The following is a 13,195-nucleotide window of genomic DNA, read 5'->3' on the forward strand; positions in this document are numbered from 1 at the left end:
CCCCGGGGGCCCGTACTCGGGTTGGGCCCCCCCCACCTTTATCCCCGCGGCGGGCCCCCCCCCGGTGCCGGCGCGGGGGGGGGGGGGCCCCCGCTGCGAGGGCTGGGCTACGGCGTCAGCCGCACGCCGCACCGTTCAGAGTGGGAGAAGTGAACGGTGGGGTACCGCCGCTGAAGCTCGCGTTGTAACCGATGGTCGCGGTACCACCGGTCGCGAGCGCGCCGTTCCAGGAAGCGTTGCCGACGCGGACGATGTCGCCGCTGTCGGTCCACGTCCCGTTCCAGCCCTGGGAAACGGTCACACCGGGCGCGGAGAACGTCAGGGTCCAGCCGTTGATCGCAGCGCCCCGGTTCTCGATGACGATCTCACCGGTGTAACCGCCCGACCACTGGCTCACCACGCGGTGCGTCACCCGGCATGCGCCCCCTGGAGGCGATGTGGTGGTCGTGGTGGTCGTGGTCGTGGAGGTAGTGGTGGTGGTGCTCGTGGTCGTGGTCGTGGAGGTAGTGGTGGACGTCGGGCCGGCGGCGATGGCCAGGTCGTAGGCGCGCTGCGGCACGAACTGGCCCGCCGGTGCGATGCAGCCGTCGGCCTCGCCGGGCAGCTTCACCCAGAGGAACCCGGCGATGCGGGAGTCGCCCGTGTTGGTCGTGCTGGGCGTGCCGATGGCGCGCCCGGCCGGGTCGCACCACTCGGTGCCCAGCGGGCCGTTGCCGTTGCGGCTGGTGTCGATCACGGCGGTGAGCCTGCCGTCGCCCACGGCGTTGAGGATGTTCTTGGTGTAGGCCACCTCGTCGGACGTGCGGCGGTAGTTCGACACGTTCGAGGCGATGCCGTCGGCGCTGTTGGAGATGTCGGCGGCGCGCAGCCGGTTGGCGGCCTCCGACGGGGTCAGCCACGCCGAGTTGCCGATGTCGTAGTAGACCTTGGCCTGCCCGGAACCGGCCTTGAGCTTCTTGCCCGCGTAGGCCATCGACGCCCTGGTCTGGCTCTGCTGGTCGGCGCTCTGGCAGTTGCTCATGATCGGCAGCACGTCCGGTTCGAGCACGATCCACGCGGGCCGGCCCGCCAGCCCCGCCGCGACCTCGTCAACCCAGGCGCGGTAGGCCTCGTGGGACGGCGCGCCGCCGCCACTGGCGCCACCGCAGTCGCGGTTCGGGATGTTGTAGACCACCATGATCGGGATCTTCCCGGCCGCCGCCGCAGCGCCGACGTAGGAGCTGACCTCCGAACGCACCGTCGAGGTGTTGGTGGTGGTGAACCACCGCGCCGCCGGCACGGAGGCGATCCGGTCGCGGATCACCGCCGCACGGGAGTCGCCGGGGTTGGCGGCGACCCACCTGGCGCTGGAGGTGTTCGGATCGACGTAGAACGCGGAGTCGGCTGCCTGCGCCGTGGTGGCGCCGCCGCCGAGCACCAGGGCCACCGCACTGGCGACCAACGCGCTGGACAGGGCACCGGCCGTGGCCAGCCTGGCCCTGTGCCGCGGTTGCCGGGCGTCGTGGCCGGTAACGTGCGTGATGTGTGCTCGCATCGGAAGGTCCTCGCAGCGTCGGTGCTGAACGGGGGCTGACTCCACCTGGGAGCGCTCCCAGGTGGCAGGACTGTAGCCAGTCGGAAACGGTGAAGAAAAGAGGCCGTGATCGACCGGTGCCCCGCACCGGTTTATACGGTCCGTGAAGAAAACGCCGAATGAACCGCACCTGAGACCGGTCGCCTGCCGATGAACGCGGCGTTCGCCACTCACAGTCATATTTTCACCGCGCCATTGCGCCGTTCGAGTGAGTGAGACCCGGATCACGGCCCGTTCGAAGTTGATGTCGAAAAAGTTGTCGAATTAGGCCGTGTGATGGCGCTGGTGCTGCGCCGAAAAGCCCAAGTCTGGTGCTTTAAACCGGACATTCCTAGTCTGGGAACGCTCCCAGCCCTTCTCCCCGGACCCTGTCCCGACCCGGAGGCACCGCAATGACGCGCAGCCCCTCCCGACCCCTCGCGGTGGCGGTGACGACGGCCCTCCTGGCCTCCGTCGCCCTCGCCGCCACCGTGCTCGTGCCGCACCTGCGACCCGTGGCCGCCGCCCAGGTGGCGACCCAGGCCGACCCGCGGGTCGAGCAGTTGCTCGCCCGCATGTCGCTCGACGACAAGGTCGGCCAGATGACGCAGGTCGACCGCGGCGCCCTCGCCGCCACCTCCGACCTCGCCACCTACCGGATCGGCTCGGTGCTGTCCGGCGGCGGTTCCGCGCCGAGCCCGAACACGCCCCAGGCGTGGGCGGACATGTACGACGGCTTCCAGCGCGCGGCGATGTCCGCGCCGCTGGGGATCCCGCTGATCTACGGCGTGGACGCCGTGCACGGGCACAACAACGTGCGCGGCGCGACGATCTTCCCGCACAACATCGGCCTGGGCGCCACGCGCGACCCCGACCTGGTCAAGCGCATCGGCGAGGTCACCGCGACGGAGGTCGCGGGCACCGGCATCGACTGGAACTTCGCGCCGTGCCTGTGCGTGGCGCGCGACGACCGGTGGGGCCGCACCTACGAGTCGTTCGGCGAGGTCCCGGAGATCCCGACCGCGATGACGACCTACATCGACGGCCTCCAGGGCGCGACGCTCGGCGGCACGCCCGGCTCCGTGCTCGCCACCGCCAAGCACTTCATCGGCGACGGCGGCACCGAGGGCGGCGACGACCAGGGCGACGCCCGGATCAGCGAACAGGAGCTGCGCGCGGTGCACCTGCCGCCGTTCCGGGCCGCCGTCGACCGGGGCGTCGGTTCGGTGATGATCTCCTACAGCAGCTGGAACGGCGTCAAGGCGCACGGCCACCGCTACCTGATCACCGACCTGCTCAAGGGCGAACTGGGCTTCACCGGGTTCGTGGTCTCCGACTGGGCGGGCATCGACCAGCTCGACGGCGCGACCGGGTTCACCGGCGCGGAGGTCGCCGCGGCCGTCAACGCGGGCATCGACATGGTGATGGTCCCGACCGACTACCGGCGGTTCACGAGCCTGCTCAAGGCCGAGGTGCAGGCCGGCCGGGTCAGCACGGCCCGGATCGACGACGCCAACCGCCGCATCCTGACCAAGAAGTTCGAGCTGGGCCTGTTCGAGCGCCCGCTCACCGACCGCTCGCTCACCTCGACCGTCGGCTCGGCGGCGCACCGCGACCTGGCCCGCCAGGCGGTGCGGCAGTCGCAGGTGCTGCTGCGCAACGACGGCGTGCTGCCGCTGGCCAAGTCCGGCAAGTACTTCGTGGCGGGCAAGTCGGCCGACAACATCGGCTACCAGAGCGGCGGCTGGACGATCACCTGGCAGGGCGGCAGCGGCAACACCACCCCCGGCACCACGATCCTGCAGGGCATCCGCGACCTGGTCGGCTCGCGCGCCACGATCACCCACGACCGCTACGGCGCGGGGGTCGACGGCTCGTACACCGCGGCCATCGCGGTGGTGGGGGAGACCCCGTACGCGGAGGGCCAGGGCGACCGGCCGAACGGCCTCGGCCTGGACCGCGAGGACCTGGAGACGATCAACCGGCTGCGCTCGGCGGGCATCCCGGTGGTCGTCGTGCTGGTCTCCGGGCGCCCGCTGGACCTCGTCGGCCAGCAGGGGAGCTGGAACGCGCTGCTCGCCTCCTGGCTGCCCGGCACCGAGGGGCGCGGCGTCGCGGACGTGCTGTTCGGGGACTACAACCCGACCGGCAAGCTGCCCGTGACCTGGATGAGCAGCAGCTCGCAGCAGCCGATCAACGCCGGTGACGGCAAGCCCGCGCTCTACCCGCTGGGCCACGGGCTGAGCTACGCCCCGACCACGACCACCACGAGCACCACCACGACGACCGCCACCACGACCACGACGACGACCACCACCACGGCACCACCGCCCGGCGGCTGCACGGCCACCGCCCGCATCACCTCCTCCTGGCAGGGCGGGTTCCAGGCCGACGTCACCGTCACCAACACCGGCGCCGCGCGGTCGAACGGCTGGACGGTCACCTGGACGAGGGGCGTCGACCACACGATCAACTCGCTGTGGAACGGCAGGTTGACCCAGAGCGGCACCTCGGTGTCCGTGGACGACGTGGGCTGGAACGGCGCGCTCGCCCCCGGCGCTTCGGGGTCCTTCGGGTTCACCGCGTCCGGGACGGCGACCCTGCCCGAGCTGACCTGCCGGGTTCGGTAGCGGCGGCCCGCGGTGACCTTCTGGGAGCGCTCCCCCACGCTGCGTCATTCGGCGCAGCGCGGGCCGACATTCGGCCCACGACCTGAGGGCTGCCGAGCCGAATTTGTCAAGCCTTTGTGGCTGAACCCTCTTTTCACGGTGTTTCGATGCCGTTACAGTCCCCGACTGGGAGCGCTCCCAGAAACCTCCACCGCCCTGCCCCTCGGAGGCACCGCATGCGACGACGCATGTCCGGGGCACTGGCCGGCACGCTAGCCGTGCTGGTCAGCGCCGCGACGCTGACCCCGTTCCAACCGTCCGCGACGGCCGCGCCCGCGTTCAACTACGGCGAGGCCCTGCAGAAGTCGATCTGGTTCTACGACGCCCAGCGGTCCGGCGACCTCCCCGCGGACAACCGGGTCAACTGGCGCGGCGACTCGGCGCTGCGCGACGGCAGCGACGTCGGCCTCGACCTCTCGGGCGGTTTCTACGACGCGGGCGACCACGTCAAGTTCGGCCTGCCGTTCGCGGCCACGATGTCGATGCTCGCGTGGGGCGCGGTCGAGAACCGGGACGCCTACGAGGACTCGGGTCAGCTGCGGCACCTCATGGCGAACCTCAAGTGGGGCACGGACTGGATCATCAAGGCGCACCCGTCGCCGAACGTGGTCTACGGCCAGGTCGGCAAGGGCGACGACGACCACAAGTGGTGGGGCGCGGCCGAGGTCATGCAGATGGCCCGCCCGGCGTACAAAGTGGACGCCTCCTGCCCCGGCTCGGACCTCGCCGGCGAGTACGCCGCGGCGATGGCCGCGTCGTCCATGGTGTTCAAGCAGACCGACCCGACGTACGCGGCGACCCTGCTGACGCACGCCAAGCAGCTCTACAGCTTCGCCGACACCTACCGCGGCAAGTACAGCTCCTGCATCACCGACGCGGCCAACTTCTACAACTCCTGGAGCGGCTACCAGGACGAGCTGGTGTGGGGCGCGGCCTGGCTGTACCGGGCCACCGGCGACGCGAGCTACCTGACCAAGGCCAAGGCGGAGTACTCGAAGCTGTCCACCGAGCCGCAGACGACCACCCGGTCCTACCGGTGGACGATCGCCTGGGACGACAAGTCCTACGGCGCGTACGTGCTGCTGGCCAAGCTGACCGGCGAGGCCGAGTACATCGCCGACGCCAACCGCTGGCTCGACTACTGGACCACCGGCTACAACGGCAACCGGGTGCGGTACTCGCCGGGCGGTCAGGCGCACCTCGACACCTGGGGCTCGCTGCGGTACGCCGCCAACACCGCGTTCGTCGCCCTGGTCTACGGCGACTGGCTGCGCGAGCGCGACGCCGCGAGGGCCGCCACCTACCACGACTTCGGCGTGCGGCAGATCAACTACGCGCTCGGCGACAACCCGCGCAACTCAAGCTACGTCGTCGGCTTCGGCGCGAACCCGCCGCGCAACCCGCACCACCGCACCGCGCACGGCGCGTGGGCCGACACCATGCAGGAGCCCGCGACCAGCCGGCACGTCCTGTACGGCGCGCTGGTCGGCGGTCCCGGCACCAACAACGACGCGTACAAGGACGACCGCACCGACTTCGTCGCCAACGAGGTCGCGCTGGACTACAACGCGGCCTTCACCGGCGCGCTCGCCCGGCTCTACAAGGAGTACGGCGGCACGCCGCTGGCCAACTTCCCGGTCGCCGAGGCCACCGACGGCCCCGAGCTGACCGTGCAGGCGTCGGTCAACCAGAGCGCGCCCGGCTTCACCGAGATCAAGGCGTTCGTCATCAACAAGACCGCGTGGCCCGCCCGGATGTTCAACGGCTCGCTGCGCTACTACTTCACCCTCGACGGCGCCACCACGCCCGACCAGATCACCGTCACCACGAACTACAACCAGTGCGGCACGCCGACCGCGCCCAAGCAGCACAGCGGCTCGGTGTACTACGTGGACGTGCCGTGCCCCGGCGTCTACCCCGGCGGCCAGTCGGCGCACAAGCACGAGGTGCAGTTCCGCATCACCAGCGCGGGCAGCTGGGACCCGTCCAACGACTGGTCCTACGCGGGCCTGGGCACGGGCAACACGGTGGCGCTGACCGACCGCGTGGTGCTCGCCCAGGACGGCAAGGTCCTGTGGGGCAACGAGCCCGGCCCGGCGGTCGTGGACCGCGAGGCGCCGACCGTCCCGCAGGCGCTGCGGGTGGTCACCGGCTCGAACAACACCTACACCCTGAGCTGGACCGCCTCCACCGACAACGTCGGGGTGACCGGCTACGACGTGCTGCGGGCGGACGGCACGGTCGTAGGTGCCACGGCCACCCCGACGTTCCCCCTCTCCGGCCTCGCGCCCGGCGTGCACTCGTTCTCGGTGCGGGCCAGGGACGCGGCGGGCAACGTGTCCGCGGCGAGCACGCCGGTCACCATCACGGTCGCCGACAACGGCGACCGCCAGGCGCCGACCGTCCCGGGTGGACTGACCGCCTCCGCGATCTCCAGCACGGGCGCGACGCTCACCTGGACCGCCGCCACCGACAACGTGGGCGTGACGGGCTACGACGTGCTACGGGCGGACGGCACGGTCGCGGCGACCACGACCGGCGTGAGCCACCAGCTGACCGGCCTCGCCGCCGACACCTCCTACACGTTCGCCGTGCGGGCCAGGGACGCCGCCGGCAACACCTCCGCGGCGAGCACCGCGGTGACGTTCCGGACCAGGACCGGCGGGGTGACCGGCACGCTGGCCGTGCAGCAGCGCGGCAACGGCGGCGCGACCGCCAACCAGATCGGCGCCACGCTCGCCGTGGTCAACCGCGGCACGGCGGCGGTCGACCGGTCCACCGTGACCCTGCGGTACTGGTTCACCGGCGAGTCCGCGAACGCCAACTACCAGGTGTTCTGCGACTGGGCGGTGGTCGGCTGCGCCAACGTCCGCGCCACCGTGGTGAAGCTGCCCAGCGCGCGCACCGGCGCGGACGCCTACCTCGAGGTGTCCTTCGCCTCGGGCACGCTCGCCGCGGGCGCGAGCACCGGCGACATCCAGCTCCGGGTGGCCAAGTCCGACTGGTCGTCCTTCAACCAGGCCGACGACCACAGCTACCGGGTCAGCTCGACCCTCACCGACTTCGACCGGGTGACCGCCTACACCGGCGGCGCCCTCGCCTGGGGCGTGGAGCCCTAGCACCCCGAGACTCGGCACGGGGCGTTCTGCGCGCCCAGGCGTCCCGTGCCGACCCCACTCCCCGCCACGCCCTTTCAAGCTCGCGGGTCAATGGCTGATCCGTGCAGGAGGAGGACGCATGAGGTACCGCACCAGAGCGGGACGGTTGCGCACCGGTCCGCTCGCGCTGATAGCCGCGGCGGCGACCGCCGCGGGTGTTATGCCGTTCGTCGCGCCGGTGGCGAACGCGGCCGTGGCGTGCACGGTCAACTACCAGGTCACGAGCCAGTGGCAGGGTGGCTTCGGCGCCAACGTGTCGATCCGCAACGAGGGTGACGCGGTCAACAACTGGCGCCTCACGTGGACCTTCCCGGACGGCCAGCGCGTGCAGCAGGGCTGGAACGGCACGTTCAGCCAGAGCGGCAGCGCGGTGACCGTGGCGGCCCCGAGCTGGTCGCCCAACCTGGGCACCGGCGCGACCGTCACGCCCGGCTTCAACGGCTCGTGGAGCGGCCAGAACCGGCCGCCGACGGACTTCGCGCTCAACGGCACCCGCTGCACGGGCCCGAACGTCAACGTCAACCCGACGGTGTCGCTGACCTCGCCGACGCCCGCGCAGACGTTCCAGTCCGGCCAGGCGATCCCGCTGGCGGCCACCGCGACCGACAGCGACGGCACCGTCGCCAAGGTCGAGTTCCTGGCCGACGGCGTCGTCGTCGCGACCGACACCTCGGCCCCGTACACGGGTTCGTGGACCGGCGCGACCGTGGGTGAGCACGCGATCGTGGCCCGCGCCACGGACGACAAGGGCGGCATCGGCAACTCCAGCATCGCGAGCATCAGGGTCATCGCGGGCCAGGCGATCCAGGCCAGCCCGGCGTCGCTGACCGTGCGGCAGGGCGCCACCGCCACCTTCGGCGTCTCGCTGGCCACCGCGCCGACCTCGAACGTGACGGTCAGCGTGGCCCGCTCGGCCGGCAGCACCGACCTCACGGCCGCTCCGACGACGCTGACGTTCACCCCGACCAACTGGTCGACCAAGCAGAACGTCACGGTCACCTCGGCGGCCAACGGCGGCACGCTCGCCACGGCCACCTTCACCGCGAGCGCCACCGGCGCGGCGTCGGCGTCGGTCGAGGTCCGCGAGACCAGCGCCGACACCTCGCCGTTCGAGCAGGAGTTCCTGGACCTCTACGCCAAGATCAACGACCCGGCGAGCGGCTACTTCCGCACCTTCTCCGACGGGCTGAAGGTGCCGTACCACTCGATCGAGACGCTGATGGTCGAGGCGCCGGACCACGGTCACCAGACCACGTCCGAGGCGTTCAGCTACTACCTGTGGCTCGAGGCCAGCTACGGCAAGATCGTGGGCGACTGGGCGCCGTTCAAGAAGGCCTGGGCGTCGATGGAGAAGTACATCATCCCGGCCCGGGCGGACCAGCCGACCAACGACAAGTACGACGCGTCCAAGCCCGCGACGTACGCCCCCGAGCACCCGCGGATGGACCAGTACCCGTCGCAGCTCGACTCGAACGTGCCGGTCGGCCGTGACCCGATCGCGGCCGAGCTGAAGTCCGCGTACGGCACCAGCGACATCTACGGCATGCACTGGCTGCTCGACGTCGACAACACCTACGGCTTCGGCCGGTGCGGCGACGAGTCCGACGCGGCGCCCGCGTACATCAACACCTACCAGCGCGGTTCGTCCGAGTCGGTGTGGGAGACCATCCCGCAGCCGTCCTGCGACACGTTCGCGCACGGTGGCCCCAACGGCTTCCTCGACCTGTTCACCAAGGACGCCAGCTACGCCAAGCAGTGGAAGTACACCAACGCCCCGGACGCCGACGCGCGTGCGGTGCAGGTGGCCATGCTGGCGAACGAGTGGGCGACCGAGCAGGGCAAGGCGAGCGAGATCTCGTCGGAGCTGGAGAAGGCCGCCAAGATGGGCGACTACCTCCGCTACGCCATGTTCGACAAGTACTTCAAGAAGATCGGCAACTGCACCAGCCCCAACTGCGCGGCCGGTACCGGCAAGGACAGCGCGCACTACCTGATGTCCTGGTACTACGCGTGGGGTGGCGCGACCGACACGTCGGCCGGCTGGGCGTGGCGCATCGGTGACGGCGCGTCGCACCAGGGCTACCAGAACCCGCTGGCGGCCTACGCGCTGGCGAACGTGCCGGCCCTGAAGCCGAAGTCCGCGACCGGCCAGCAGGACTGGGCCACGTCGATGACCCGGCAGCTCGAGCTGCTCCAGTGGCTGCAGTCCGCCGACGGCGCCATCGCCGGTGGCGTGACGAACAGCTGGGAGGGCCAGTACGCCGCGCCGCCGTCGGGCACGCCGACCTTCTACGGCATGTTCTACGACGCCCACCCGGTGTGGCGCGACCCGCCGTCGAACCGCTGGTTCGGCTTCCAGGCGTGGCAGATGGAGCGCACCGCCGCCCTGTACGAGAAGACGGGCAACGCGGCGGCCAAGAAGATCCTCGACAAGTGGGTCCCCTGGGCCATCGCGAACACCACGGTCGGCGCCAACGGCCAGTTCCAGATCCCCTCGGACCTGGAGTGGACCGGCGCGCCGGACACCTGGAACGCCTCGAACCCGGGTTCCAACGCGAACCTGCGCGTCCGCGTGCTCAACTTCAGCCAGGACGTCGGCATCGCCGCGTCCTACGCCAAGACCCTCCTCAACTACGCGGCCAAGTCGGGCAACGCCCAGGCGAAGACCGTCGGCGAGGGCCTCTTGACGGCGCTGCTGGCGCACAAGGACGACAAGGGCATCGCGGTGCCGGAGGAGCGCAAGGACTACAACCGCTTCGACGACGTCTACAACACGTCGACGCGTGAGGGTCCGTACGTGCCTTCGGGCTGGTCGGGCACCATGCCCAACGGCGACCAGATCAAGCCCGGCGTGTCCTTCGTGGACATCCGCTCGATGTTCAAGCAGGACAAGGACTGGCCGAAGGTCCAGGCGTACCTGGACGGCGGCCCCGCGCCGACCTTCACCTACCACCGGTTCTGGGCGCAGGCTGAGATCGCCACGGCGTTCCAGCTGCACGTGGAGCTGTTCGGGTAGACCCGCGAAGGTCGCCGGCACCCCCCTCACGACGTGGTGAGGGGGGTGTTCGGCGTGTCGTGCAACGTCTCAAATGTCGAATGCGTTCGACGCCCCAACGCCGATGAAACAACCGTGAAACTTCGGTGTTGACTCGGGTGAGAGAGCTGTGCCACATTTCTGGCACCCCACCTGCTGGCCCCCCGGTCGGCGACGATTTCGCAGCGATCGAAACGATTCGATTCAGTGAGCTGCAGGTTCGAACAATTCGACGACCGCGAGAGGTGTGCCGTGGCCCCGTTGCCGTTCCGCGACCCGGGTCTGCCGGTCGAGGACAGGGTGACCGACCTGCTCGGCAGGTTGACCGACGAGGAGAAGGTCGCGCTGCTGCACCAGCACCAGCCGGCCGTGCCGAGACTGGGCCTGGCCGGGTTCCACACCGGCATGGAGGCGTTGCACGGCGTCGCGTGGCTCGGGCCCGCCACGGTGTTCCCGCAGGCGATCGGCCTGGCGTCCTCGTGGGACACCGGCCTGGTGCGGCGGGTCGGCGAGGCGACGGGCGTGGAGGCGCGCGGTTTCCACCACCGCGACCCGGTGAAGCACGGCCTCAACGTGTGGGCGCCGGTGGTGAACCCGTTGCGGGACCCGCGTTGGGGCCGCAACGAGGAGGGCTACTCGGAGGACCCGACGCTCACCGCGGCGATGGGCACGGCGTACGCGAGCGGCCTGCGCGGCGACCACCCCCGCTTCCTGCGGACCGCGCCGACGCTGAAGCACTTCCTGGGCTACAACAACGAGGACGACCGCTGCGTCACGTCGTCGGACCTGCGGCCGCGGGTGCTGCACGAGTACGAGCTGCCGTGCTTCCGCGGTCCGGTCGAGGCGGGCGCGGCGGTGGCCGTGATGCCGTCGTACAACCTGGTGAACGGCCGGCCGGCGCACCTGAGCCCGTTGCTGGAGCAGGAGGTGCAGACGTGGTCGCCGGACGGGGTCGCGGTGGTCAGCGACGCCTACGCGCCGTCCAACGTGGCCGGGTTGCAGGCGTACCTGCCCACCCAGGCCGAGGCCCACGCCGCGCTGCTCCACGCGGGCCTGCACAGCTTCACCGACCAGGACGACGACCCGACGCTGCTGATCGAGAGCGTGACCACGGCGATCAAGGACGGCCTGCTGGACCAGGAGGTGGTGGACCGGGCCGTCGGCCGGGTGCTGGCGCTGCGGTTCCGGCTCGGCGAGTTCGACCCGCCGGAGGACAACCCGTACGCGGCCATCACCTCCGACGTGATCGGCACGCACGGCGAGCTGGCGCTGGAAGCCGCACGGCAGGCCGTCGTGCTGCTGCGCAACGAGTCGGCGCTGCCGCTGACCGCGGGCGCCGCGCTGGCCGTGATCGGCACGCACGCCGACACCCTGTTCGAGGACTGGTACAGCGGCACGCTGCCGTACCAGGTGACCGTCCGCCGTGGACTGGAGGAGTTCGCCCCCGTCACCTTCGTGGAGGGCGTCGACCGGATCGCGCTGCGCGCGGCGGACGGCCGCTACCTCGGGGTGCGCGGCGGCGTCGTGGGGCTGGGCGAGCGGGCGTTGTTCGACCGCTTCGACTGGGGCGACGGCGTGTGGACGCTGCGCGACGTGGGCTCGCGGCGCTTCCTGGGCGTGGCCGAGGACGGCTCGCTGGTCGCCACGGCCGCCATGCCGGGCGGCTGGGACGTGCGCGAGCTGTTCGAGCCCCGGCTGACCGACGCGGGCGTGGTGCTGCGCAACAAGGTGCAGGAGACCGACACCGGGCCGTTCGAGGTGGAGCGGGTCGTGGACGGCCTCGCGGCCGCGGCCGAGGCGGCGGCCCGGGCGGACGTCGCCGTGCTGGTGCTGGGCAACGACCCGCACGTCAACGGCCGGGAGACGCAGGACCGCACCACGCTGCGCCTGCCCTCGCTGGACCTGGTGCGGGCGGTCCGCGAGGCCAACCCGAACACGGTGCTGGTGCTGGTGAGCAGCTACCCGTACGCGCTGGACGGCGAGGAGGAGCACCTGCCCGCGATCGTGTGGACCGCGCACGGCGGGCAGGAGCAGGGCCGCGCGGTGGCGGAGGCGTTGTTCGGCGCGTACTCCCCGTCGGGCAAGCTGACCCAGACCTGGTACCGCGGCGACGACGACCTGCCGGACATCTTCGACTACGACATCATCCGCGCGGGCAGCACGTACCTGTACTTCACCGGCGAACCGCTGTTCCCGTTCGGCCACGGCCTGTCCTACACCACGTTCGAGTACTCGGCGCTGGAGTGGGCCGACGGGGTGGCGCGGCTGTCGGTCACCAACACCGGCGCGGTGGCGGGCGCGGAGGTGGTGCAGCTCTACTCGTCCGCGCTCGACTCGCGGGTGCGCCAGCCGGTGCGCAGGCTCCAATCGTTCGACCGGGTCCACCTCGCGCCCGGCGAGACCACGGTGGTGGAGCTGCGCGCGGACCGGCTGTGGCACTGGGACGTGATCACCCGGCGCCGCGTGGTGGAGGCGGGGCGGTACGAGCTGTGCGCCGGCTCGTCGTCGCGCGACATCCGGGCGCGGCTGGTGGTGGACGTGCCGGGGGAGCGCATCGGACCGCGCACCGGCGCGCTGCCCGCCCTGGACTTCGACGACTGCGACGGCGTGCGGCTGGTGGACGACGAGGTCGTGTTCACCCGGGCCGGCGCCTGGATCGCGTTCCACGACGTGACGCCGGGGTCGCGGTCCGCGCCGCCGGGCACCCGGCTCTCGGTCGACGGCACGTCCGTCGTGCTCACCGCCGAGACCGCCGGCGTCCGGGTGCGGGAGGTGGGCTGAG

At 71.2% G+C, this 13,195-nt stretch carries 5 protein-coding genes and 1 pseudogene; 5 read left to right on the plus strand and 1 reads right to left on the minus strand.

Annotated features, from left to right (window positions below):
• Positions 1-115 precede the first annotated feature (115 nt).
• The gene (locus ACFXGA_RS08770; RefSeq protein WP_378085694.1) at positions 116-1,534 is read right to left on the minus strand and encodes a glycoside hydrolase family 6 protein; all 1,419 of its coding nucleotides are present in this window, start codon (positions 1,532-1,534) and stop codon (positions 116-118) included.
• A 431-nt stretch (positions 1,535-1,965) separates the two neighbouring features.
• On the opposite strand from ACFXGA_RS08770, the pseudogene ACFXGA_RS08775 reads away from it, so the two are divergent.
• The 5 genes and pseudogenes from ACFXGA_RS08775 to ACFXGA_RS08795 all read left to right on the plus strand — a co-directional run.
• Positions 1,966-3,801 (plus strand): annotated as a pseudogene (locus ACFXGA_RS08775) (glycoside hydrolase family 3 protein); the annotation flags it as partial.
• Positions 3,793-4,182, plus strand: a complete 390-nt coding sequence (locus ACFXGA_RS08780; protein WP_378085819.1) for a cellulose binding domain-containing protein — start codon at positions 3,793-3,795, stop codon at positions 4,180-4,182. The pseudogene ACFXGA_RS08775 and the gene ACFXGA_RS08780, both read left to right, overlap by 9 nt.
• A 215-nt stretch (positions 4,183-4,397) precedes the next feature.
• Positions 4,398-7,340 (plus strand): glycoside hydrolase family 9 protein, encoded by a 2,943-nt coding sequence (locus ACFXGA_RS08785; protein ID WP_378085696.1) that lies wholly within the window; start codon positions 4,398-4,400, stop codon positions 7,338-7,340.
• A gap of 118 nt (positions 7,341-7,458) precedes the next feature.
• A complete protein-coding gene (locus ACFXGA_RS08790) occupies positions 7,459-10,395 on the plus strand; it encodes a glycoside hydrolase family 48 protein (RefSeq protein WP_378085698.1) in 2,937 nt (978 codons plus the stop codon).
• A 270-nt stretch (positions 10,396-10,665) separates the two neighbouring features.
• Entirely contained in the window at positions 10,666-13,194 is a 2,529-nt protein-coding gene (locus ACFXGA_RS08795; RefSeq protein WP_378085700.1) for a beta-glucosidase, read from the plus strand.
• The last annotated feature ends 1 nt before the right edge of the window (position 13,195 follow it).

The organism is Actinosynnema sp. NPDC059335 (assembly GCF_042752395.1).
Lineage (GTDB): Bacteria > Actinomycetota > Actinomycetes > Mycobacteriales > Pseudonocardiaceae > Actinosynnema.